Origin of the sequence: Kitasatospora sp. NPDC059577 (assembly GCF_042735475.1) — a bacterium.
Classification (GTDB): Bacteria; Actinomycetota; Actinomycetes; order Streptomycetales; family Streptomycetaceae; genus Kitasatospora.
Window position 1 is genome coordinate 32,152 of record NZ_JBHWBZ010000025.1, and the last position, 22,549, is coordinate 54,700.

Sequence of the window (22,549 nt, forward strand, 5' to 3'; positions counted from 1 at the left end):
CCGAGCGCGGCCCGGGCGCTGAGGCGCTCTTCAGCGCCCGCGGGCCGCGGGGGGGGCGCCCGCCGCGGGGGCGGCGCGCGGGCCCCTCCGTCGTGTGCGCGGCCTACGTGTGCGCGGCCTAGTAGACCGGCTTGTGCGGCTCGATCTGGTTCACCCAGCCGAGCACGCCGCCGCCGAGGTGGACGGCGTTGGCGAAGCCCGCCGCCTTCACCACGGCCAGCACCTCGGCCGAGCGCACGCCCGACTTGCAGTGCAGCACGATCTTCTTGTCCTGCGGCAGCTTCTCCAGCGCGTTGCCCATCAGGAACTCGTTCTTGGGGATCAGCACCGCGCCGGGGATGTTGACGATCTCGTACTCGCCGGGCTCGCGGACGTCGATGAGGTAGATGTCCTCCTCGTCGTCCTGCCACTGCTTCAGCTGCTGCGAGGTGACGGTCGAGCCGATGGCGGCGGCCTGCGCCTCGTCCGACACGACGCCGCAGAAGGCCTCGTAGTCGATCAGCTCGGTGACCGTCGGGTTCTCCCCGCAGACCGCGCAGTTCGGGTCCTTGCGGACCTTCACCTGGCGGTAGTTCATCTCCAGGGCGTCGTAGATCATCAGCCGGCCGACCAGCGGGTCGCCGATGCCCGCGAGCAGCTTGATCGCCTCGTTGACCTGGATCGAGCCGATGGACGCGCACAGCACGCCCAGCACGCCGCCCTCCGCGCAGGAGGGGACCATGCCCGCCGGCGGGGCCTCCGGGTACAGGCAGCGGTAGCAGGGGCCGTGCTCGGCCCAGAAGACGCTGGCCTGGCCGTCGAAGCGGTAGATCGAGCCCCACACGTACGGCTTGCCGAGCAGCACCGCGGCGTCGTTCACCAGGTACCGGGTGGCGAAGTTGTCGGTGCCGTCCACGATCAGGTCGTAGCCGGAGAAGATCTCCATGACGTTGGAGTTGTCGAGGCGCTCCTCGTGCAGCACCACGTCGACGTAGGGGTTGATCTCCTTGACCGAGTCGCGCGCCGACTCCGCCTTGGAGCGGCCGACGTCCGACTGGCCGTGGATGATCTGGCGCTGCAGGTTCGACTCGTCCACCACGTCGAACTCGACGATGCCCAGCGTGCCGACACCGGCCGCGGCCAGGTACAGCAGGGCGGGCGAACCGAGGCCGCCGGCCCCGACACAGAGCACCTTGGCGTTCTTCAGCCGCTTCTGCCCGGCCATGCCCACGTCGGGGATGATCAGGTGGCGGGAGTACCGGTGGACCTCATCGACGGTGAGCTCGTCGGCCGGCTCGACCAGGGGTGGCAACGACACGGGGACTCCGATGGGTGTCTTGTTCGGGTGGCCGGGGCCAGCCGCGGTGTGGGGTTGTTGCGCCGCCACTCGGGTGGCTGTCTAGGCCAACAGTGTCACGCCCGACCGGTATTCCGAGACAGCTCGTCCGATGGGCGAGACGGGCGGCGCCGGATCGTGGGACCGGCCACCGCACCCCCCGCAGACGCCCCGAGCCCGTGTTTCCGGGGCCCGGGACGTCCCCGCGGCACCACTCAGACCCGGCAGGCCGTCTCCAGCCAGACGTCCCCCAGCGACTCCTCCAGCGGCACCTGCGTCCGCCATCCGAGACGGTCCCGGGCGGTGCGCACGTCCGCCTGCCGCCACGGCACCGGCTCGCCCGGCACCGCCCGGCCCTCCGGCCGCTGACCCTCCGCCCGGTGGCCCGGCAGGTACGGGCCGGGCTGGTGGTGATGGTGGCCGGACAGGTGGTCGCCGCCCGTGCCGACCGCCTGCGCGGGCAGCAGGACCTGCCGGTTCTCCTCGACGATCGACCCCTCGAAGCCCGAGGCCCGCACCAGCAGCTGGGCCGCGTCCCGGGCCCGGACGGCGTGCCCGCTGCCGATGTTGACCACCCCGGTCGCGGCCGACACCGCCGCTGCCTGGATGGCCCGCGCGACGTCCCGCACGTCCACGAAATCCCGGTATCCGGACAGGTCCGGCATCCGCACCTGGTTCTCGTCCCGCTCCAGCGCCCGCCGCAGCCCCTCGGCCAGCCGTCCGAACAGCGAAGCGGTCGGCGCGCCGGGCCCCACCACGTCGAACACCCGCAGCACCGCCGCATCCAGCCCGGAGGCCAGCACCAGCTCCGTCCCGGCCAGCTTGGACACCCCGTACGGGCCGACCGGCCGCGGCTCGGCCTGCTCCGACACCGGCACCCCGCCGGGCACCGGCCCGTACTCGGCGGCCGAACCGACGTGCACCAGCCGGGCCGGCTCCCGGCTGCGCCGGATCGCCTCGCAGACCGTCGCGACGGCCAGCGTGTTCGACCGGATCAGGGTGCGCGAGCTGCCGTAGGTGGCGCCCGCGCAGTTGATCACCACCTGCGGCGCGACCGCGTCCAGGAAGCGGGCCAGCGCACCCGGGCTCCCGGCGGTCAGGTCGAAGCGGATGTCGGCCGAGTCGCGCCGGCCGAGCACCGTCACCTGCAACTCCTGGTCCATCAGCAGACGGTCGGTGACCCGGCGGCCGATGAAGCCGTCGGCGCCCAGCAGCAGCACCCTCATCGGGGGTGTCCTTCCACGAAGCGAGGTCGGGAGACGACCTGGCGGACTGAAATCAACGAACGGACGAAACGCAGATCGGGGATCGGAGTTCGGGACCGGGACCACGGAGCGGACCGGGGTCGCCGAACGGATCGGGGCCGCGGACGACGCGGCGGGTCAGCGGTGCGCGCCGGCCCGGCCGAGCACCGCCCAGGCGTACGCCAGCAGCGCCGCCGCGACGGCACCGCCGCCGAGCAGGAGGGCCGACGGCAGCGAGCGGCCCAGGGCGAGCAGCCCGAGCGTCGCGGCGGGCCCGGCCAGCGCGCCCACCGCTGCCGCCGCCGGCCGGTCGCAGCGCGCCAGCAGCGCGGGCAGCACCAGCAGCAGGCCCAGCACGCCCTGCGCCGCCCACGGCGCGGGGCCGGCCCGCTCGGCCGCCAGGTGCAGCAGCCCACCGTCGTGCCCCGGCCCCGGGCGCGGTGCGACGACGGCCAGCACGGCCAGGGCGGCGAAGGTCAGCACCGCGAGCACCGCCAGGTGCAGGGCGACCGCGACCGGCAGCACCGGCCGCATCCGGGACCGGAACTCCGCCAGCGTCCCCGCCGCGCCGAGGTGACCGCGGCCGACCTGCCGGTACCAGCGGGCCGCCCACTCGGCCGACCCGGCCGACACCGCCGCCGCGAGCACCAGCGCGACGGTCAACGGCCGGTCCCCGCCCGGTACGGCCGGCGGGAGCAGCAGCAGCCCGGCCAGCCCCAGCCCCCGTCCCGACCCGTGTCCCGGCGCGGCCGGTCCCCTCCGGGAGCCGGCCGGCCCGCCCGGCAGCGGCGCCGGCCCGAGCGCGTCCGCCGGACGGAACGGCCCGGCGGACGGCGGTCCCGGCTCGTCCCGCGGCGTGGTCAGCGTGGTCAGCGCGGGCAGCAGCACCAGCGGCACGGCGGCGGGCAGCAGCACCGGCCAGCGCGCGCCGAGCGCGGCCACCCCCGCGCAGGGCAGCGCGGCCAGCGCGGCGGCGGTCAGCGCCGCCCGGCCCGCGGCCCCGCGCCGCCCCGGCCGGACCGGCCCGGGCTCCGGCGGGCGGCGGGGCACCCGGGCGTACAGCTCGTCGGCGAGCGAGAACAGGTCGGCGTGCCGGCAACGGGCGGCGGCGTCCGAGCCGAGCCCGGCCTCCTCCAGCCCGGCGGCGATCTCCAGCGGGTCGACGGCGCGCTCGCACAGCTCGCGGTGCTCCGTCATGACCTCGCGCACCGGGTCCGCGCTGCGGCCGGGCGCCGCGGCGCCGGACATCAGACGGCCTCCGCGAGCGCGGCGGGCTCCCGCTCGGCCGGCTGCCGCGAGCCGGAGTCCCCGTCGTCGCCGGGGGCGCCCGCCCGGCCGTCCGCCAGCCAGTACTCGGCAGGGCGGGCGAACGGCCGCGGCACCGGACCGCCCTCGCCGCCGCCCCCACCGCCGGGGAAGGCCGGGTACTGCGAGACCAGCTCCAGGTAGATCTCCCGGAAGGCGCCTATGACCGGCTCGACGGCGAAGCGTTCCTGCGCCCGCAGCCGCCCGGCCAGCCCGAGCCGGGCCCGCCGCTCCTCGTCGCGCAGCAACGCCAGGCAGGCGCCCGCCAGGGCGCGCGGATCGCGGGCGGGCACCAGCAGACCGGTCGGCCCGACCACCTCGCGGGCCACCCCGACGTCGGTGGACACCACCGCCCGGCCGCTGAGCATCGCGTCCGCGAGCAGCCGGGGGGCGCGCTGGGAGAGCGCCGAGAAGACGACCACCGTGCCGGACTCCCAGGCCCGCGCGAGCGACGCCGGCCGCCCGGCGAAGTCCACCGCCGCGGCCACCCCCAGCCGCTCGGCCAGCGCGGCGCAGTACGCCCGGTAGCCGGGCGCCGTCTCCTCGCCGTACAGGACCAGGCGGACACCGGGCAGTTCCTCGCGGACCCGGGCGAAGGCGTGCAGCGCCAGCTCGGGGTCCCGGCCGGGCTCCAGCGCGCCCGCCCACACCAGGGTCGGCGCGGCCGGCTCCGGCCCGGCGGCCGGGCGGTCCACCGCCGGCGTCCCCTCGTACACCACCCGGGTGCGCGCCGGGTCGGCCCCGCAGCGGCGCTGCCACTGCCGGTCGTGGGCGCTGCCGGGGGTCAGCACGGCCGCCTGCCGGTAGGTCTCCTCGGTGAGCGCCCGGAAGAAGGACAGCAGCAGCGCCCGCACCGGCCACCGGTAGGGCGCCTCGCGGTAGCCGAGGTACTGCTCGCGCAGGTGCAGCCCGTGCTCGGTGACGGCGAACGGCACCCCGTGCAGGTGCCGGGCGACCAGCGCGGGCAGCGCGGCGAGCCCGCCGCCGACCACGTGGCACAGGTCGGCCGCGCCGAGGCCGCCCGGGCCGGTACCGTACCAGGGCGCGGACAGCGGCCGCAGGAACTGCTCCAGCAGGTCGGCCGCGACCAGCACGTCGCACACCAGCGGCTGTCCGGCCGAGGTGTCCGCGCCGGGCAGCCGCCAGGTCCGCTCCAGGATCCGGCGGGCGTGCCCGGAGGCCAGGAAGGCGGGCAGCGTGCCGTCCTCGCCGGACAGCACCGCCAGCCGGTACAGCCCGGGGCCGAAGCCGGCCCGCTCCCCCGGCAGCACCAGTGCCCGCACCAGTTCCTCGTACGCCCCGGCGTACCGGCGTCTGCGCAGCGCACCGGGCGCCCGCCCGGCGGGCCGGGGCCCCCACAACGCCAGGTCGCGGGCGTCGCGCCACAGCGGCGACGGCCGCTCGACGGCGCCCGGTCCCCGTTCCCCGCTGAGCCGGTACAGCGCGAAGTCGTGCTCCGGCAGGCCCCGGGCCAGCCGGTCGCACCAGCCTCCGGCGCCACGCTGGGAATACGGACGGGCACCCTCGGTGAGCAGGGCAACGCGCACGGGAGACCTCCAGGGCAGAGTGGATTCGCGGGCGGATCACGGACGGATCGACGGACGGCCGAGCGGCCGGGGCGCCCCCGGGCGGCGGCCGGGGAGCCGGTCGGCCGGGCCGGTGCCGCGGCGGTCCGACGGCGCGGCCGCGGCCGTGCCGCGGTCCGCTCCCCCGGGCGCCCGCCCGCTCCGGCGGCCTGGCCCGACCCGCCGGAACCCCGGCCGCGGCCGCCTTCCGGTTTCTCCGGCGGCCGCGGTTCCCCCACACCTGTTCGGTCCGACAGCAGAAAGGTAGGACCGGCCCCGGGCAATCCATCGGTCACATGCCTGGCTGCCACCTGAACGAGTGAAACGCCGTGACCTCGACCCGAACCGGGCCGTTACCGGGCGGTACGCGCGGCCGCCCGTGATACCCGCTCCCGGCGGGCTCAGCCGGCGGCGTGCGCGATCAGCTCCCGCACGGCGCGGGCGACCTCGTCGGGATGCTCCATCATCGCCACGTGCCCCGACTCCGGCAGCACCAGCAGCCGGGCGTCCGCGAAGGCCGCGCAGGCACGGCGGGCCGAACGGTAGGAGACCAGCTTGTCGCGCAGCCCGTACACCAGCAGCACCGGCACCCTCACCTGCTCGGCCTGCCGCCACAGCGCCTGGTCGCCGCGCTCGGTGTACGCCGAGACGATGCCGCGGGCCGAGCCGACCAGGGCCGGCATCGCGTGCGGCACCTCCAGCCGGCGCCGGTACTCGGCGACGGCCTCGGCCCGGGCGGCCGGGCTCAGGCCGGCCGGGTCGCCGTAGACCAGCCGCAGCAGGTCCTCGGTGGCGGCCTCGACGTCGCGCCCGTTCGCGGCCAGCCGGCGCAGCACCGCGGGCACCCCGGGCACCGCGAGCAGGCCGGTCGGCCAGGCGGAGCGCTGCGGGGGGAGTTCGGGCAGGGCCGGCGAGACCAGGGTGAGGCTGCGCACCAGGTCCGGGCGGAGCGCGGCGAGCCGCACGGCGACCGCGCCGCCGAGGGAGTTGCCGAACAGGTGGACCGGTCCGCGGTCGGCGGCCTCCAGGCAGCCGATCACCGCGCGGACGTGGCCGGAGAGGGTGAGGTTGCCGTCGGTGGGCGGGTGGGAGCGGCCGAAGCCGGGCAGGTCCACGGCCTCGCCGTCGACCAGGCCGGAGAGCCGGTCCATCAGGGCCGTCCAGTTGGCGGCCGAGCCGCCGAGCCCGTGCACGAAGAAGCCGGGTTCGCGCCCGCCGGCGGGCCCGTCGTCGGCGGGGCGGTGCACCGCGAGCACCGCCCCGGGAACCTCGACCGTACGTACCTGCTGCTCAGCGCTGCTCATGGTGGACGATGGTAGTGAGCCGAGGGCCGGAGCACCCGGGACGGTCGGCCGTTCCTTGTCTCTGTCGCACCACTGCCGAGGCCGAGGTCAGCGCCGTATTGTGGGCTCCTGACAACAAGGCCGACCGTCTTTTCTCGCCTTCGCCGAACGCGGGCGCGGTTACCGAAAAGTAGAATCGGCCATCTTGCCAGCCCCGAACAGACCCGAAGTGAGGAGCGCCGTGACGGCCATCCAGGAGGCGCAGGAGCGCCCGCGCGGTGCCCGCCTGCCGCGAAGCGCCCGCCGTGAACAACTGCTCGGTGCCGCCCAGGAGGTGTTCGTCGCGCAGGGCTACCACGCGGCCGCCATGGACGACATCGCCGACCGCGCCGGGGTCAGCAAGCCGGTGCTCTACCAGCACTTCCCCGGGAAGCTGGACCTCTACCTGGCGCTGCTGGACAAGCACTGCGACGCCCTGGTCGAGTCGACCCGCCACGCGCTGTCGACGACCACCGACAACAAGCAGCGCGTGGCCAACACCATGGAGGCGTACTTCAACTACGTCTCCAGCGAGTCGGGCGCCTTCCGGCTGGTCTTCGAGTCGGACCTGACCAACGAGCCGGCCGTGCGCGAGCGCGTCGAGCGGGCCTCCGAGGCGAGCGCGACCCTGGTCAGCAAGGTGATCCAGGAGGACACCGACCTGCCGGAGGCGGAGTCCAAGCTGCTCGCCGCCGGGGTCTGCGGCCTGGCCCAGATCACCGCCCGGTACTGGCTGTCGCAGGGGCTGGAGATCCCCCGCGACGAGGCGGTGCGCCTGGTCGCCAGCCTGTCCTGGCGGGGTCTGAAGGGCTTCCCGATGCACCCGGGCGACCAGCCCGGCGAGGGTGCCCACCAGGGGTGATCCGGCGACCTTCGCCTGGGCGGTGATCCGGTGCTCTATGGTGAAGCCGTACGGCGCGGTCGCCGCGAACGCCTGTTCCAGGCGGTCCGGTGCCCGCGCGTGGAGGCTGCAACCCCGGAGGGACGGAAGCCGTGGAGGTCAAGATCGGTGTGCAGAACGCGCCGCGCGAGATCGTGATCGAGAGCTCGCAGACTGCCGATGAGGTCCAGAGCGCGGTCGCGAAGGCGCTGGAGGGCCCCGAGAAGCTCCTCACCCTGACCGACGAGCACGGCCGCCGCGTCATCGTCCCGGCCGAGCGCCTGGCGTACGTGGAGATCGGCGAGCAGGCCGTCCGCAAGGTCGGCTTCGGCACCCTCTGAGGCGCCGCCCGAGCACGCGTTCCGGTGCCCCGTTCCCGCGAGGGAGCGGGGCACCGCTGCGTGTACGGCCGGGTGGGGCGGGGTACGGCGACAGGTGCGGCACCGGCGCCGCGGGCCCGTCCCCCGGGAGGCAGTCTTGCTGGTCGAGTCGATCGTCTTCACCCTGATCGGCCTGGCCACGGCCGGCGCCGCGCTGCTGGCCCTGCCCTCGTACTACCGGGCCGCCCGCGCGCTGACGGTCGGCACCGCACTGGCCTCCGCCCTGGTCGGCGGGGTGGTGGCGCACTTCTGCCTGGACGGGCGCCACCCAGCGGTGTCCGTGGCGGCCTCGGCGCTGGCCTCCGGCGTGCTCACCTCGCTGCTGGCCCGGCCGGACCTCGCCGACGGGCGGGCCCCGGCGCACCGGCACCACCCGCACCGGACCGGCGCCCACCGCGCGCCGCGGCGGCACCGGCCGGCGTAGCCGTCGTCGGGGCGCGGCCGGTCAGCTGGCCAGGCCCAGGGCGGCCATCCGCTTGGTGTGCGCCTCGGTGATCCGGTTGAACATCTTGCCGACCTCGACCAGGTCGAAGCCCTGCACCCGGACACCGCCGACCAGCAGGTTGGACAGCGCGTCACGCTCGGCGACCACCCGCTGCGCCTGGCTGAGCGCCTCGCCCATCAGCCGCCGGCCCCACAGCGCGAGCCGGCCGCCGGACCGCGGGTCGGCCTCGATCGCCTCGCGCACCTTGTCGACGGCGAACTGGGCGTGGCCGGTGTCGGACATGACGCCGAGCACCAGGTCGCGGGTGTCGTCGTCCAGCCGGACGGCCACCTCGCGGTAGAAGTCGGTCGCGATGGCGTCGCCGACGTAGGCCTTGACCAGGCCCTCCAGCCAGTCCGAGGGCGCCGTCATCCGGTGGAAGAGCTCCAGCGGCTCGACGAACGGCCGCATCGCCTCCTGCGGGTCGGCGCCGATCTCGGCGAGCCGGTCGTGCAGGCGCTGGTAGTGCTGGAACTCGGCGGAGGCCATCCGGGCCAGGGCCGCCTTGTCGGCGAGGTCCGGCGCCAGCTTGGCGTCCTCGGCGAGCCGCTCGAAGGCGCTCAGCTCGCCGTAGGCGAGCGCGCCGAGCAGATCCAGCACCGCCGCCCGGTAGCCGGGGTCGGCCGAGCACGCGGCCCAGTCGCCGATCGAGCCGGCCGCGGTGTCCTGCGTCTCACCATGGGTCTCCATGACCTGCCAGCTTAGTCCCGCAGGGCCGCCTCCCCCACCACCCGCCGCAGCCCGGTGACCGGCCGGATCGCCCGATCCCGCGGTCGTCGCCGGGGGCAATGTCAGACGCGTCACGTGTTCGAGTCGTCGCCTGACTGTATGGTGGTACGGAGCCCCGTCGTGCTCGCACGGTGTGACCGCCGTCTCGGTACCCGCGCAAGCCCGCTCCCAAGCGGCACCGTCCAGCCGGACGTGTCCGCACCGGAGGCACGGGTACTCACGTACGCGGATGCCCGGTCGGAGAGCCGATCGGCTCCGACCATGGCTTGGACTTCAAGCCTTGGCACCGCATCAGTGGCCGAGCGAGGGCCGCCGAGACCACGCCCCCTGGCGGAGGTCCCGCGCAGGTCCCTCACGGGAATCCTCCCCGACGCCGCCGGCGACGCGCCCCCGCACCGGGGCAGCGCGCACCGGCCGGCCGCAGGGACCGGCGCGGTTGTGCGTCCGCGCAGCTGTATTCGGGGCCGCACAGGCCCGTACGCAGCCGCGCGGCTGCCCGCCCGCCGCTCGCTCTCGGCCCCTCCACACGGAAGAGGCAGCACCCTGTCCACCACCGCTGAACCCATCAAGACGACCTTCCGGGACCTGGGGATCCTCCCGGAGACCGCCGAGGCCCTCGAGTCCGTCGGCATCGTCCACCCCTTCCCCATCCAGGAGATGACCCTCCCGGTCGCGCTGACCGGCCACGACGTCATCGGCCAGGCGAAGACCGGCACCGGCAAGACCCTCGGTTTCGGTCTGCCGCTGATCGAGCGCGTCACCGTGCGCGCCGACGTGGACGCCGGCCGGGCCACCGAGGAGCAGCTCACCGACTTCCCGCAGGCGCTGATCGTCGTCCCGACCCGCGAGCTCTGCACCCAGGTCACCAACGACCTGCAGACCGCCGGCAAGGTCCGCAACGTGCGCGTCCTCGCCGTCTACGGCGGCCGGGCGTACGAACCGCAGGTGGAGGCGCTCACCAAGGGCGTCGACATCGTGGTCGGTACCCCGGGCCGACTGCTCGACCTGGCCGGACAGAAGAAGCTGAACCTGTCCCAGGTCCGCTCGCTGGTCCTCGACGAGGCCGACGAGATGCTCGACCTCGGCTTCCTGCCGGACGTCGAGAAGATCATCACCATGCTGCCGGCCAAGCGGCAGACCCTGCTGTTCTCGGCCACCATGCCGGGCCAGGTCATCAACCTCGCCCGCCGGTACATGAGCCAGCCGACCCACATCCGGGCCGCCGCCCCGGACGACACCGGCACCACCGTCGCCAACATCGAGCAGCACATCTTCCGTGCGCACTCGCTCGACAAGGTCGAGATGGTCTCGCGCATCCTGCAGGCCGACGGCCGCGGGCTGGCGATGATCTTCTGCCGCACCAAGCGCACCGCCGCCGACGTCTCCGACCAGCTGACCCAGCGCGGCTTCGCGGCCGGCGCGGTCCACGGCGACCTCGGCCAGGGCGCCCGCGAGCAGGCCCTGCGGGCCTTCCGCAACGGCAAGGTGGACGTGCTCGTCTGCACCGACGTCGCCGCCCGCGGCATCGACGTCGAGGGCGTCACGCACGTCATCAACTACCAGTGCCCCGAGGACGAGAAGACCTACCTGCACCGGATCGGCCGCACCGGCCGGGCCGGCGCCTCCGGCACCGCCGTCACCCTGGTCGACTGGGACGACATCCCGCGCTGGCAGCTGATCAACAAGGCGCTGGACCTGCCGTTCAACGACCCGGAGGAGACCTACTCCACCTCGCCGCACCTGTACGAGCTGCTGAAGATCGCGCCGGGCACCAAGGGTGTCCTGCCGCGCTCGGAGCGCACCCGCGCGGGCCTCAACGCGGAGGAGGTCGAGGACCTCGGCGAGACCGGCGGACGCGGCAGCCGCACCGGCCGGGCCGGCCGCGGTCGCCCCGCGCAGGGCGGCCCCGGCCGTCCGGCCGCCGCCCCGGCCGAGGCCGAGGCCGAGGAGCAGAAGCCGCGCCGCACCCGTGAGCGCCGCCGCACCCGTCGGGGCTCGGCGGTCGGCGAGGGCGAGGCCGCGGTCACCGTGACCGACGCCGCCGCGGCTCCGGCCCCGGCCGTCGAGGGCACCGAGGGCGAGGCCGCCCCGCGCCGCCGCCGTCGCCGCTCGCGCGGTGGCGCCGCCGGCGAGGCGGCCGCGGCCGTCGAGGTCGTGGAGGCCGCCGAGGCGGTCGTCGCCGAGGCCGTCGCGGCCGTCGTCGCCGAGGCTCCGGCCGAGGAGAAGCCCGCCCCGCGCAGGCGCACCCGCAAGCCGAAGGCTGAGGCCGTAGAGGCTGTTGCCGAGGTCGTCGAGGCCGCTGCCGAGGCTGTTGCCGAGGCCGTCGTCGCCGAGGCTCCGGCCGAGGAGAAGCCCGCCCCGCGCAAGCGCACCCGCAAGGCCGCGGCCACCGCCGAGACCGCCCCGGCGGCCCCGGCCGCCGAGGCCGACGTGGCCGAGGTCCCGGCCCCGCGCAAGCGCACCCGCGCCCGCAAGGCCGCCGCGCCCGTCGAGGCGACCCCGGAGAGCTGACCGCAGCGCATCCCGCCCGAGGGGGCGGGCCAGGCCACCCGGCCCGGCCCGCCCCCTCGGCGTTCCTCCCGGCCCGCCCCGCCGCCGGACGCGCCGACGACGGGGTGCGCGACCCACGGCCTAAGCTCGGGGGCGTCGGGAAGCAGTGGGTAGCAGAGCAGGGAGAACACGCCATGAGCACGCCGCCGTTTCTGAGGTTGCCCGGGTGCGCGCGGGCCGAGCGGGTGGTGACCGGGCGTGGGGAGTTCGCGGCGTTGCGGGCGGAGCCGGCGGGGCCGGTGCGGGGGTCCGCGCTGCTGGTGCCGGGCTTCACCGGCAGCAAGGAGGACTTCATCGGGCTGCTCGAACCGCTGGCCGCGGCCGGGTACCGGGTGACCGCCGTGGACCAGCGCGGGCAGCACGAGACCGGCGGGCCGGACGATCCGGCGGCGTACGCCGTCGGGGAGCTGGGCGCGGACGTACGGGCGCTCACCGCGGCGCTGGCGGCGGACGGCGGGCCGCTGCACCTGGTGGGCCACTCCTTCGGCGGTCAGGTGGTGCGGGAGGCCGTGCTCGCCGCCGCGCCGGGCCCGCTGCCGTGGCGGTCGCTGACGCTGATGTCCACCGGCCCGGGCGCGATCGACCCGGCCGAGGCGGCCCGCACCAAGCTGCTGCTGGACGCGCTGCAGGTGATGGGCCTGGAGGAGATCTGGCAGGTCATGCGGCAGATGGAGGCGGACAGCGGGCAGTCGCAGCCGGGCCCGGCCCCGGCCGTCGCCGAGTTCCTGCACCGCCGCTGGCTGGCCAACGTGCCGCAGGCGCTGTCCGTCACCGGTGGCCACCTGGTCGCCGCGCCGGATCGCGTGGACGAGCTGGCCGCCGCCACGGCGGGGCTGCCGGTGCTGGTGCTGTCCGGGGTACGGGACTACGCCTGGCCCGTATCGGAGCAGACCGGGATGGCCCAGCGCCTGGGTGCCCGCCGGGTCGTCGTGGCGGACGCGGGCCACTCCCCCAACGCGGAGCAGCCGGCCGCGACCGCCGAGGCGCTGGCCGCGTTCTGGGCCTGACCGGACCCCGCTCCCCGGCCTGACCGGCTCCGTCGGACCTCCCGCCGGAAGTGGTCTCTACCACTTTCGGAACTTCGACCGGCTTCAACACAGGACAAAATTCGTTAGTTACGGTAATCTTTGATTCTGTCCGGGAATCATCGTCGGCCTCGACGCCGACGCACATCATCCGAAACCTGGACTTCACGGACGGGCAACGGCCCGGTAGCACCGCCACGACACCGTGGCTCACGAGGCACTGGACGCACCAGGCAAGCAGGGGGAGCCCTTGCCGCAGCAGACCGCCGCACGTACGACCCGCCCGGTCCGGCCGATCCGCCGGACCCGCAACATCCCGAAAGAGCTGATACCCACTCAGCCGCGATCGCCCCGCCCCGCGGGGCAAGGAAAGGAGACGCCCATGACGAAGACCATGCGCTTCGAGATCGTCCGACTGGACGACGCCAACGGCTCCGCCACCGACCGCCTGATCGCCGACGCCGCCACCGTGCGCGAACACGTCCAGGCCGCCGCCCGCACCGGCGAACGCCTGCTCATCCGGCCGTGCCCGACCGTCTGACCCCGCGCGGCGCCTCCACCCCGGAGCCCCCACCCGCCGCAGACGAGCCGGGAGCGTCCGATCCGGACGTTCCGATACCCGACTGACGCCCCGTCACCGCAATCGCCGATGACGGGGCGTCAGTGCGTCCGGGGTCCGCACCCGAAACGTTTGCCGCCGCCCCTCACGGGACATCCCCCAACGGGAACCGCCCGCGAACGCGCCCACCCAGCGCCGGCCGGGCGTCCGCGACCGACAGGTGCCGCCGAGCCCTCCGTACGGGTGATCGTCCTTGACGCGGCGGTCCGGAGGGAGGAGCGTTGTCGGCTATGAGGGGCGAGCCAAGCTGCCCGAGGTGCGCCGGTCGGGTCCGCGCCCCCGGTCTGTTCTCAGACACCTGGCAGTGCGACCGGCACGGAGCCGTCCACCCGATGCAGCCCGTGCTGCCCCCGAGTGTCGAGGCCCTGGGCGTCGCCGTCGTCCGTTCCCAGGTCCCCGTCTGGCTGCCGTGGCCGCTCCCGGTCGGCTGGCTGTACACCGGCATCGCCCACGTCGGTGACGACGTCTCCGGTGCCCGGGCCACCGCCGTCGCCTGCGCCGGCCCCGCTCCGCTCGGCGGCTTCGGCGAGCTGGTGCTGGTCGCCGAGGAACTGGGCGTCGGGCTCGGCGCCCGCTACGCCGGCCTGCCCGGGCCGGACCCGGGCGACTCCGTCGGCCTCTACAAGCCCGCCGACGCCAAGCTGATGGCGGCCGGCCGGCCCACCCCGATGTTCCACGTCCCGGACGCCCCGGCCGACCGCGCGGTGTTCGCCGGCGAGGCCCGCGGGCTCTGGCTCTGGGCGATCGCCTGGCCCGAGCAGTCCGCCCTGGTGATGTACGACGAGCTGGTGCTCACCGACCTGCGCGAGGCCGGCGCCGAGCTGGACCTGCTGCCCTGCGGGGCGCTCTCCCCCCGGTTGCTCGGCTGACCCGGGCCCCGGGGCCACCCGGACGGCCTATCCTGGGCGGCACCCACGAGCCCCCAGGAGTCCGCCCCGTGCGCATCGACCTGCACGCCCACAGCAACGCCTCCGACGGCACCGACAGCCCGGCCGAGCTGGTCGCGGCGGCCGTCGCCGCGGGCCTCGACGTCGTCGCGCTCACCGACCACGACACCGTGGCCGGCCACGTCGAGGCCGCCGAGGCGGTGCACGCGCTGCCCAACGGCGCCCGGCTGACCGTCGTGCCGGGCGCGGAGCTGTCCTGCGTCGTGGACGGCATCAGCATGCACCTGCTGGCGTACCTGTTCGACCCGGAGGAGCCGGAGTTCGCGCGCGAGCGGGAGCTGGTGCGCACCGACCGGTTCCGGCGCGGGCGGGCGATCGTCGAGCGTTGCCGGGACCTCGGCGCGGACATCGGCTGGGAGCAGGTGCAGCGGATCGCGGGCACCGGTTCGGTGGGACGGCCGCACATCGCCAGCGCGCTGGTCGAGGCGGGCGTGGTGGCCACCGTCTCGGACGCGTTCACCCCCGAGTGGCTGGCCAACGGGGGCCGGGCGGACGTCCGCAAGCACGAGACCGACCCGGTCGAGGCGATCCGGCTGGTCCGGGCGGCCGGCGGGGTGCCGGTCTTCGCCCACCCGGGCGCGGTCAAGCGCGGCCGGACCGTCTCGGACGGGGTGATCGCCGGCCTCGCGGTGGCCGGACTGGCCGCGCTGGAGGTCGACCACACCGACCACGACGAGGAGACCAGGGCCCGGCTGCGCGGCCTGGCCGGCGAACTCGGCCTGCTGGTCACCGGATCCAGCGACTACCACGGCACCCGCAAGACCGTCCGGCTCGGCGAGCACACCACGGACCCTGCGGTGTACGAGGCGCTGCTGGCCCAGGCCACCGGCGCGAAGCCGATCGAGCGCTGAGGGGTCGCGCCGCCGCACTCCGGCTCGCGGGGCACGGCGTGAGCGTACGGCGCGGCGCGCACGCCCCGACCGACCACTGCCCCGGCGGCCCCTGACCGTCCGTCGGCGAACGCCTCGGCCGGAGTCCGGGCCGGGCCTCCGGTCGGGCCGTCAGTCCAGCCGGGCGCCGCGGCGGTCCGGGTCGCGCAGGTCGGTGCCCTGGTTCAGCCAGCGCTCCTGGAGCGCGGCCGCGCCGTGCACCCGCTTCCAGCCCGCCTCGTTGGGCGTCATCGGCAGCAGCGGCAGGAAGCGGACCGGGTCGGCCGGATCCGCCAGCCCCAGGTCCTCGACCAGCCCGCCCGGCTCGGCCGCCAGCACCGAGGTGAAGGGCGCGCCGTCCCACAGCGGGGCGCCGAGGTCCAGCGAGCCGCCCGGGGCCACCACCAGCCCCTCGACCTGCGGCGTCGCGGCGAAGGTGGCCAGGCTGCGCAGCACGCTGTCGCGCCCGCCGCGGACGGTCAGCACCAGTTCGACCCGCGGGCCGCGCACCTGGTCGGCGACCGGCGAGGTGGGGTCGGCCATCGGCGCGGCGGACATCCCGAGCGTCGCGTACCGCACCAGGCCCTCCGGGTCGGGGCCGAAGCGCAGCACCTCGATCCGGTCGGTGCCGAGGAAGGTGACCGCCGCGCGGCCGCCCGGTTCGCCGAAGGTGGAGATCAGCCGGGCCTCGACGGCGGCCAGCACCGCCTCCCGGGAGAGCTCCGGGGAGCTGCCGCCGTGGGGGTCGCCGAAGAGCGGGAAGTCGTGGGCCATGCCGGTGAGCGTAACCCGCTGGTCCGCGCGGCCCCCGTGCGGGCGGCGCGGAGGGCCGGCCCGTCAAGGACCCGTAAAGCCTCGGGAACCCCCCGGCGCCGATGGCCGGTCAGATGTTAGGGTGAGCGACTGGCCACCGGGATTCTTCCGTCCCGGGGCGGCGGCGCGAAGGAGGTGGTTGCGGTGGATACCGGCCGACCATGCAGTACCGGCAGCTCTGCCCGGCCCCGACTTCCCCGTACCCCTCGCCCCGCAGGCGCAATCGGCTGAATCAGCCGCAGTAGCCCCGGGCGCAGGCCCCACGGCGGACGGACCGGCCGGGAGAGCACCTTCATCCCCCCCTTTCACCGGTGTTCTTCGCCGTCGTACCGCGGCCGAACGTTTCTCCATTCCGCGCCGCACCGCGACGGCTCCCCGCCCCTGGGAGCCTGCCATGTCGATGATCAACAGCCTGCGTGCCGCCGTCCGCACCAACCGCCGCCGCGGCGCGGCCGGGGTGTACGACGTCCTGTCCGAGGACGCCGCCTCGGCGATCGTGGACTGCGCGGTCTACCAGCACGGCAAGCGCAAGGGCGAGACCTGCAGCCCGCGCGAGGCCGCCCGCCGGGTCAAGGCCGAGCAGCAACTCCCCGAGGGCGAGGGCTCGTTCAGCTGGATCGGACTGCACGAACCGACCGAGGCGGAGTTCGAGGGGATCGCCCAGCGCTTCGGCCTGCACCCGCTCGCGGTCGAGGACGCCGTGCACGCCCACCAGCGGCCCAAGGTCGAGCGCTACGACGACGTGCTGTTCGCCGTCTTCAAGACCATCCGTTACGTCGAGCACGACCAGCTCACGCCCACCAGCGAGGTGGTGGACACCGGCGAGCTGATGGTCTTCGCCGGGCGGGACTTCGTCATCACGGTCCGGCACGGCGGCCACGGCTCGCTGCAGGAGCTGCGCCACCGGCTGGAGGCCGACGCCGACGAGGCCGGACTGCTCGCCAAGGGCCCGGCGGCGGTGCTGCACGCGATCGCCGACCACGTCGTGGACAACTACCTGCTGGTCGCCGAACGGCTGCAGAACGACGTCGACGAAATCGAGTACGGCGTCTTCTCGGCCAAGGGCGGCCGCAGTGCCGACGTCGGCCGGGTCTACCAACTCAAGCGCGAGGTGCTGGAGTTCAAGCGGGCCGTGGTGCCGCTGCTGCGCCCGATGCAGCAGCTGTCCGAGCCGATGCAGCGTCTGGTGGACCCGGACATCCAGAAGTACTTCCGGGACGTCGCCGACCACCTGGCCCGGGTCGCCGAGCAGGTGCACGGCTTCGACGAACTGCTGAACTCGCTGCTGCAGGCGAACCTGGCGCAGGTGTCGGTGGCGCAGAACGAGGACATGCGCAAGATCACCGCCTGGGCGGCGATCTTCGCGGTCCCCACCATGATCACCGGCGTCTACGGCATGAACTTCGAGTACATGCCCGAGCTGCACCACAAGTACGGCTACCCGATGGTGCTCGGCGCGATCGCCCTGATCTGCGTCGGGATGTACCGGGGCTTCCGCCGCAACGGCTGGCTCTGACCCTCAGCGCCGCCCGCCGCGGGCGACCAGGACCAGCCCGAGCAGGATCAGCACCACCGCCGGGTAGGCGGCCGCCGGAGGCCACTGGCCCAGCCAGAGGGCGGCGATCAGCGCCGCCCCCGGGGTCTCCAGCAGGATCGCGGTGGAGGTGATCGACGGGCCCAGGCTGCGCACCACGCGGTTGCTCAGCGAGTGGCCGAGCAGCTGGGCGGCGACCATCAGCATCACGATCTGCCACCACACCCCGGCCGGCCATCCGGCCAGCGGGGTCCCCGCGACCAGGCAGATCCCGAGCAGGACCACCGCCGTGGTGGCGTAGCAGACCAGGGTGTACCCGGTCGTGCTGACCGTCTTGCGGACCTCGGCGCCCAGCAGCATGTACCCGGCCGCGGCCAGTCCGGCGGCGAGGGCGAGCGCGTCGCCGAGCAGCGCGCGCGGGGAGAGCGAGAGGTCGACCCCGGTCAGCACCAGCACCCCGGCGAAGGCCACGACCGTGCCGAGCCAGACCGCCCGGGGCGCCCGGACGCCCATCAGCCGCATCAGCAGGATGGTCCACAGCGGGGTGGTGGTGACCAGGGCGGTGGCGGAGGCCACCGAGGTCATCCGCAGGCTGGGCATCCACAGCGCGAAGTGCACGGCGAGCAGCGCCCCCGCCGCGACCGCGAGCAGCAGCGCCCGCCGGCCGATCCCGCGCAGCTCGGCGCGGTGGCGCAGCAGCGCGTACGGGCCGAGGACGCCGACCGACATGACGTTGCGCCAGAAGGCGATCGCCAGCGCGGGCGCGGCGGTGGCACTGATCAGCGGGCCGGACAGCGAGATGCCGCCGATCGACACGGCGAGCAGCAGCAGGTCGACGGTGGGGAGCGGACGCGTCGACCCCGGGTCGGCGGTGGGTGCGGGTGCGGGGGCGGTCGCGGGCCGGGCGGCGGGCACGGCGCTCCTCTGCTGGTCGCGGCGGGTGGGGCGGCTCATACGGTAAGGCCCGTGGCGCGGCAATGGAACTGTCGCCCGGAGGCTGAGACGTCCCCTGGACGGAACCGGAGGGGAAAGCCGTACGCTGTCGGCCATGGACCGTACGCCCGCCGCCGCGACCGCCGACGCCTTCCTCGACCAGGCCCTGCTGGAGGAGGCCGCGAAGAAGTCCGGCCTGCTCTGGGTGCGCGCCGACGGGCAGGAGCAGGCCCGGCCGCTGTGGCACGCCTGGCACGACGGCGCGGTCGTGGTGGTCGGCGACGGCGACGAGCAGCCGCTGCACGGCCTGGTCCCCGGCGCCGCGGCCGTGGTCACCGTCCGCAGCAAGGACAAGGGCGGCCGGCTCACCGGCTGGAGCGCCCGGGTCGTCGAACTCCCGCCGAACGGCGAGGCCTGGCTGGGCACGGTCGAGGAACTCAAGGGCAAGCGGCTCAACGCCCCCGACACCGACGCCATCACCGAGCGCTGGGCCCGCGAGTGCCGGGTGCTGCGGCTGGAGCCGGCCGGCCCGCTCACCGAGCGTCCGGGCGCGATGCCGGACGGCTCGCACGCCGCCGAGCCGATGCCCTCCCCGGCCACCACCCGCCGCCCGGTCCCGGCCGGACTGCCGAAACTGCTGTTCAAGCGCCGCTGAGGGTTCACTCCGGGGACTCCTCCCGCCGCTACGGTGCCTCATCGGGCCGGGCCACGCGGTCACGGGTAGATTTGGCCGCGGGTGCGCCTCGGCGTACCGCGTACGGCGTCGAGCGAGTCGAGGGAGTTCATGGCAGGGCCAGGCACCCGGGTCTTCATCTCCCATCTGTCCGCCATCGCGGTCTTCGACCCCAACGGCGACCAGGTCGGCCGGGTCCGGGACGTGGTCGTCTCGCTGCGCCTCGGCGGGCGTCCCCCGCGCGTGCTCGGCCTGGTGGTCGAGGTGGTCGGCCGGCGCCGGATCTTCCTCCCCATGACCCGGGTGACCAGCCTGGAGTCCGGCCAGGTGCTCACCACCGGCGTGATCAACCTGCGCCGCTTCGAGCAGCGCCCGTCCGAGACCCTGGTGCTCGCCGAACTGCTGGACCGCACCGTCACCTGGTCCAAGACCGGTGAGGACGTCACCGTGCTGGACATCGGCATGGTGCAGAGCCGGCTGCGCGAGTGGGAGATCAGCAAGGTCTTCGTCCAGCTCGGCCGGGCCGGCCGGCTGCGCAAGGCCAAGGGCGAACGGCTCACGCTGGACTGGCAGGACGTCACCGGCTTCGCGCTGCCCGAACAGGACCAGGGCGCCGCCAACCTGCTCGCCACCTTCGAGCAGCTGCGCCCCGCCGACCTCGCCAGCGTGATGCACCACCTGTCCGCCAAGCGCCGCGCCGAGGTGGCCGCCGCCCTGGACGACGAGCGGCTCGCCGACGTCCTGGAGGAGCTGCCCGAGGACGACCAGGTCGAGATCATCGGCAAGCTCCAGGAGGAGCGCGCCGCCGACATCCTGGAGGCGATGGACCCGGACGACGCCGCCGACCTGCTCTCCGAGCTGCCCGGCGACGAGGCCGAACGGCTGCTCCAGCTGATGGAGCCGGACGAGGCCGCGCCGGTGCGCCGCCTGCTGACCTACGAGGAGGACACCGCCGGCGGTCTGATGACCACCGAGCCGATCGTCCTGGAACCGGACGCGACCGTCGCCGAGGCCCTGGCCCGGGTCCGGGTCAGCGACCACAAGCCGGCCCTCGCCGCGCAGGTCTTCGTCTGCCGGCCGCCGAACGAGACCCCGACCGGCCGCTACCTGGGCACCGTGCACTTCCAGCGGCTGCTGCGCGAGCCCCCGTACGTCCTGGTCGGCTCGCTGGTCGACGACGACCTGGACCCGCTGCCGCCGGACACCCCGCTGTCGCTGATCACCAGCTACCTGGCCGCCTACAACCTGGTCGCGGCGCCGGTCGTGGACGAGGCGGACCACCTGCTCGGCGCGGTGACCGTCGACGACGTGCTCGACCACCTGCTGCCGGACGACTGGCGCGACGCCGCACTGCACGCCGACGACGAGGCCCGGCACGACGACAGGGAAGGGGTGACCGGTGGACGGTGACCGCAACGGCCGGCCGGACGACTCCGCGCGCCGCCGCCTGCAGGGCGAGCTGCGGCAGCTGCGGCAGCTGCGCGAACTGCGCACCCGCGAGGGCAGCCGGGAACGGCGGGTGGAGACCGCCCCGATCACCGGCACCGGCCGCACCCGGCTCGACCAGCCGCGCACCGCGCGGCCCGGCCTGCTCTCCCTGCCCTCCTACGACCCGGAGGCGTTCGGCGTCCTGTCCGAACGGATCGCCCGCTTCCTCGGCACCGGGCGGTTCATCGTCTGGATGACCGTCGTGGTCGTCGTCTGGATAGCCTGGAACACCCTGCTGCCGGCGACCGTGCGCTTCGACGAGTACCCGTTCATCTTCCTGACCCTCGCGCTGTCCCTGCAGGCCTCGTACGCGGCCCCGCTGATCCTGCTGGCGCAGAACCGCCAGGACAACCGGGACCGGGTCAACATGGAGCAGGACCGGGCCCGCAGCGACCGCAACATCGCGGACACCGAGTACCTGACCCGCGAGGTCGCCGCCCTGCGGCACGGGCTCGGCGAGGTCGCCACCCGGGCCTTCATCAGCTCCGAGATGAGCGGCATCCGCTCCGAACTGCAGTCCCTGCTCAGGGAGATCGAGGAGCGCCGGGACGCCTCCGAGCCGCTGTGACCGGCGGCACGCTACCGACGGGTTAAGCGGTTCGCCCGGCGCCGTACCATCAAGGCATGGCCAACGAGACAGAGGTCGCGGCCGGCGTCACGGAGGAGTCCGTACGCCAGGCGCTGGCGACCGTCAACGACCCGGAGATCAACCGCCCGATCACCGAGATCGGCATGGTGAAATCGGTCGGGATCACCGAGGGCGGCGCCGTGCACGTCGCGGTCTACCTGACCGTCTCCGGCTGCCCGATGCGCGACACCATCGTCACCCGGGTCCGCGAGGCGGTCGGCAAGGTCCCCGGCGTGACCGGTGTCGAGGTCGAGCTCGACGTGATGAGCGACGAGCAGCGCAAGGAACTCTCCCAGCTGCTGCGCGGCGGCGCCCCCGAGCGGGAGATCCCGTTCGCCAAGCCGGGCACGCTGACCCGCGTGTACGCCGTCGCCTCCGGCAAGGGCGGCGTCGGCAAGTCCTCGGTGACGGTCAACCTGGCGGCCGCGATGGCCGCCGACGGCCTGAAGGTCGCCGTCGTGGACGCCGACATCTACGGCCACAGCGTGCCGCGCATGCTGGGCGTCGAGGGCCGGCCCACCCAGGTCCAGGACATGATCATGCCGCCGCAGGCGAACGGCGTGAAGGTCATCTCGATCGGCATGTTCACCCCGGGCAACGCCCCGGTGGTCTGGCGCGGCCCGATGCTGCACCGCGCGCTGCAGCAGTTCCTCGCCGACGTGTACTGGGGCGACCTGGACGTGCTGCTGCTGGACCTGCCGCCCGGCACCGGCGACATCGCGATCTCGGTGGCCCAGCTGGTCCCCAACGCGGAGATCCTGATCGTCACCACCCCGCAGATGGCCGCCGCCGAGGTGGCCGAGCGGGCCGGCACCATCGCGGTGCAGACCCACCAGAAGATCGTCGGCGTGATCGAGAACATGTCCGGCATGCCGTGCCCGCACTGCGACGAGATGATCGACGTCTTCGGCACCGGCGGCGGCCAGACCGTCGCGGAGGCGCTCACCCGTACGGTCGGCGCAACCGTCCCGGTGCTCGGCTCGATCCCGATCGACGTGCGGCTGCGCGAGGGCGGCGACGACGGCCGCCCGGTCGTGCTCGCCGCGCCCGACTCCCCGGCCGGCGCCGCCCTGCGCGCGGTGGCCGGCAAGCTCGGCGGCCGCCAGCGCGGCCTGTCCGGGATGTCGCTCGGGCTGACGCCCAGGAACAAGTTCTGAGCCGTTGAACGCCCGCCGCCCCTTCGCCCCGCGAGCGGGCGGACGGGCGGCGTCGGGGGCCGGGTGGTGCCGTGTGCACCGCCCGGCCC

At 74.8% G+C, this 22,549-nt stretch carries 21 protein-coding genes; 13 read left to right on the top strand and 8 right to left on the bottom strand.

The annotated features are described in order from the left end of the window. Positions 1-118 precede the first annotated feature (118 nt). The 5 genes from moeZ to ACFV0O_RS20670 all read right to left on the bottom strand — a co-directional run bounded on the left by moeZ (position 119) and on the right by ACFV0O_RS20670 (position 6,733). Entirely contained in the window at positions 119-1,297 is a 1,179-nt protein-coding gene (gene moeZ / locus ACFV0O_RS20650; protein WP_360259564.1) for an adenylyltransferase/sulfurtransferase MoeZ, read from the bottom strand. A gap of 233 nt (positions 1,298-1,530) precedes the next feature. After that, positions 1,531-2,541 (bottom strand): NAD-dependent epimerase/dehydratase family protein, encoded by a 1,011-nt coding sequence (locus ACFV0O_RS20655; RefSeq protein WP_380343669.1) that lies wholly within the window; start codon positions 2,539-2,541, stop codon positions 1,531-1,533. Positions 2,542-2,697: 156 nt separating this feature from the next. Continuing rightward, the gene (locus ACFV0O_RS20660) at positions 2,698-3,807 is read right to left on the bottom strand and encodes a hypothetical protein (RefSeq protein ID WP_380343672.1); all 1,110 of its coding nucleotides are present in this window, start codon (positions 3,805-3,807) and stop codon (positions 2,698-2,700) included. Continuing rightward, on the bottom strand, positions 3,807-5,411 hold the full coding sequence (locus tag ACFV0O_RS20665) for a DUF3492 domain-containing protein (protein ID WP_380343675.1): 1,605 nt from the start codon (positions 5,409-5,411) through the stop codon (positions 3,807-3,809). Before ACFV0O_RS20665 ends, ACFV0O_RS20660 begins: the two co-directional genes overlap by 1 nt. A gap of 419 nt (positions 5,412-5,830) precedes the next feature. Continuing rightward, positions 5,831-6,733, bottom strand: a complete 903-nt coding sequence (locus ACFV0O_RS20670; RefSeq protein ID WP_380343678.1) for an alpha/beta fold hydrolase — start codon at positions 6,731-6,733, stop codon at positions 5,831-5,833. Between the two features lie 220 nt (positions 6,734-6,953). Between ACFV0O_RS20670 and ACFV0O_RS20675 the strand changes: the two genes are divergently transcribed. The 3 genes from ACFV0O_RS20675 (at position 6,954) to ACFV0O_RS20685 (ending at position 8,435) form a co-directional block, all read left to right on the top strand. After that, positions 6,954-7,613 (top strand): TetR/AcrR family transcriptional regulator, encoded by a 660-nt coding sequence (locus ACFV0O_RS20675; protein WP_360259576.1) that lies wholly within the window; start codon positions 6,954-6,956, stop codon positions 7,611-7,613. A 131-nt stretch (positions 7,614-7,744) separates the two neighbouring features. Beyond that, positions 7,745-7,972, top strand: a complete 228-nt coding sequence (locus ACFV0O_RS20680; RefSeq protein ID WP_360259579.1) for a DUF3107 domain-containing protein — start codon at positions 7,745-7,747, stop codon at positions 7,970-7,972. A gap of 136 nt (positions 7,973-8,108) precedes the next feature. Then, a complete protein-coding gene (locus ACFV0O_RS20685; protein ID WP_380343683.1) occupies positions 8,109-8,435 on the top strand; it encodes a hypothetical protein in 327 nt (108 codons plus the stop codon). A 21-nt stretch (positions 8,436-8,456) separates the two neighbouring features. On the opposite strand, the gene ACFV0O_RS20690 is transcribed toward ACFV0O_RS20685, so the two are convergent. Continuing rightward, a complete protein-coding gene (locus ACFV0O_RS20690) occupies positions 8,457-9,185 on the bottom strand; it encodes a ferritin-like fold-containing protein (RefSeq protein WP_360259584.1) in 729 nt (242 codons plus the stop codon). 696 nt (positions 9,186-9,881) lie between these two features. Here ACFV0O_RS20690 and ACFV0O_RS20695 point away from each other — a divergent pair. The 5 genes from ACFV0O_RS20695 to ACFV0O_RS20715 all read left to right on the top strand — a co-directional run bounded on the left by ACFV0O_RS20695 (position 9,882) and on the right by ACFV0O_RS20715 (position 15,216). Then, positions 9,882-11,735: a DEAD/DEAH box helicase gene (locus tag ACFV0O_RS20695; RefSeq protein WP_380343686.1), complete on the top strand. Its 1,854-nt coding sequence runs from the start codon at positions 9,882-9,884 to the stop codon at positions 11,733-11,735. Positions 11,736-11,908: 173 nt separating this feature from the next. Further along, complete coding sequence (locus ACFV0O_RS20700) at positions 11,909-12,781, top strand: alpha/beta fold hydrolase (protein WP_380343689.1); 873 nt, start codon at positions 11,909-11,911, stop codon at positions 12,779-12,781. A 400-nt stretch (positions 12,782-13,181) separates the two neighbouring features. Beyond that, positions 13,182-13,340: a hypothetical protein gene (locus tag ACFV0O_RS20705; protein WP_157849739.1), complete on the top strand. Its 159-nt coding sequence runs from the start codon at positions 13,182-13,184 to the stop codon at positions 13,338-13,340. A 308-nt stretch (positions 13,341-13,648) separates the two neighbouring features. After that, entirely contained in the window at positions 13,649-14,287 is a 639-nt protein-coding gene (locus tag ACFV0O_RS20710; protein ID WP_360259589.1) for a DUF6758 family protein, read from the top strand. A 68-nt stretch (positions 14,288-14,355) separates the two neighbouring features. Beyond that, positions 14,356-15,216, top strand: coding sequence for a PHP domain-containing protein (locus ACFV0O_RS20715; RefSeq protein ID WP_380343693.1), 861 nt, complete (start codon positions 14,356-14,358; stop codon positions 15,214-15,216). A 150-nt stretch (positions 15,217-15,366) separates the two neighbouring features. On the opposite strand, the gene ACFV0O_RS20720 is transcribed toward ACFV0O_RS20715, so the two are convergent. After that, a complete protein-coding gene (locus tag ACFV0O_RS20720; RefSeq protein ID WP_380343696.1) occupies positions 15,367-16,008 on the bottom strand; it encodes a suppressor of fused domain protein in 642 nt (213 codons plus the stop codon). Positions 16,009-16,441: 433 nt separating this feature from the next. Here ACFV0O_RS20720 and corA point away from each other — a divergent pair, with 433 nt between their 5' ends. Next, positions 16,442-17,563, top strand: coding sequence for a magnesium/cobalt transporter CorA (corA, locus tag ACFV0O_RS20725; protein ID WP_360259596.1), 1,122 nt, complete (start codon positions 16,442-16,444; stop codon positions 17,561-17,563). Positions 17,564-17,566: 3 nt separating this feature from the next. Here the strand turns inward: corA and ACFV0O_RS20730 are convergent, their stop codons facing one another. Then, entirely contained in the window at positions 17,567-18,535 is a 969-nt protein-coding gene (locus ACFV0O_RS20730) for a DMT family transporter (protein WP_380343699.1), read from the bottom strand. 94 nt (positions 18,536-18,629) lie between these two features. Here ACFV0O_RS20730 and ACFV0O_RS20735 point away from each other — a divergent pair, with 94 nt between their 5' ends. The 4 genes from ACFV0O_RS20735 (at position 18,630) to ACFV0O_RS20750 (ending at position 22,460) form a co-directional block, all read left to right on the top strand. Beyond that, complete coding sequence (locus tag ACFV0O_RS20735) at positions 18,630-19,169, top strand: hypothetical protein (protein WP_380343702.1); 540 nt, start codon at positions 18,630-18,632, stop codon at positions 19,167-19,169. Between the two features lie 129 nt (positions 19,170-19,298). Beyond that, the gene (locus ACFV0O_RS20740) at positions 19,299-20,597 is read left to right on the top strand and encodes a magnesium transporter MgtE N-terminal domain-containing protein (protein ID WP_380343705.1); all 1,299 of its coding nucleotides are present in this window, start codon (positions 19,299-19,301) and stop codon (positions 20,595-20,597) included. A gap of 49 nt (positions 20,598-20,646) precedes the next feature. Beyond that, on the top strand, positions 20,647-21,243 hold the full coding sequence (locus ACFV0O_RS20745) for a DUF1003 domain-containing protein (protein ID WP_380343819.1): 597 nt from the start codon (positions 20,647-20,649) through the stop codon (positions 21,241-21,243). A gap of 56 nt (positions 21,244-21,299) precedes the next feature. Beyond that, a complete protein-coding gene (locus ACFV0O_RS20750; RefSeq protein ID WP_380343708.1) occupies positions 21,300-22,460 on the top strand; it encodes an Mrp/NBP35 family ATP-binding protein in 1,161 nt (386 codons plus the stop codon). The last annotated feature ends 89 nt before the right edge of the window (positions 22,461-22,549 follow it).

Coding starts and splice junctions, on each gene's coding strand:
- ACFV0O_RS20655 (WP_380343669.1), bottom strand. CDS start 2,541: ATGAGGGTGCTGCTGCTGGGCGCCGACGGCTTCATCGGCCGCCGGGTC.
- ACFV0O_RS20660 (WP_380343672.1), bottom strand. CDS start 3,807: ATGTCCGGCGCCGCGGCGCCCGGCCGCAGCGCGGACCCGGTGCGCGAG.
- ACFV0O_RS20670 (WP_380343678.1), bottom strand. CDS start 6,733: ATGAGCAGCGCTGAGCAGCAGGTACGTACGGTCGAGGTTCCCGGGGCG.
- ACFV0O_RS20690 (WP_360259584.1), bottom strand. CDS start 9,185: ATGGAGACCCATGGTGAGACGCAGGACACCGCGGCCGGCTCGATCGGC.
- ACFV0O_RS20695 (WP_380343686.1), top strand. CDS start 9,882: ATGACCCTCCCGGTCGCGCTGACCGGCCACGACGTCATCGGCCAGGCG.
- ACFV0O_RS20700 (WP_380343689.1), top strand. CDS start 11,909: ATGAGCACGCCGCCGTTTCTGAGGTTGCCCGGGTGCGCGCGGGCCGAG.
- ACFV0O_RS20705 (WP_157849739.1), top strand. CDS start 13,182: ATGACGAAGACCATGCGCTTCGAGATCGTCCGACTGGACGACGCCAAC.
- ACFV0O_RS20710 (WP_360259589.1), top strand. CDS start 13,649: ATGAGGGGCGAGCCAAGCTGCCCGAGGTGCGCCGGTCGGGTCCGCGCC.
- ACFV0O_RS20720 (WP_380343696.1), bottom strand. CDS start 16,008: ATGGCCCACGACTTCCCGCTCTTCGGCGACCCCCACGGCGGCAGCTCC.
- corA (WP_360259596.1), top strand. CDS start 16,442: ATGTCGATGATCAACAGCCTGCGTGCCGCCGTCCGCACCAACCGCCGC.
- ACFV0O_RS20730 (WP_380343699.1), bottom strand. CDS start 18,535: ATGAGCCGCCCCACCCGCCGCGACCAGCAGAGGAGCGCCGTGCCCGCC.
- ACFV0O_RS20735 (WP_380343702.1), top strand. CDS start 18,630: ATGGACCGTACGCCCGCCGCCGCGACCGCCGACGCCTTCCTCGACCAG.
- ACFV0O_RS20740 (WP_380343705.1), top strand. CDS start 19,299: ATGGCAGGGCCAGGCACCCGGGTCTTCATCTCCCATCTGTCCGCCATC.
- ACFV0O_RS20750 (WP_380343708.1), top strand. CDS start 21,300: ATGGCCAACGAGACAGAGGTCGCGGCCGGCGTCACGGAGGAGTCCGTA.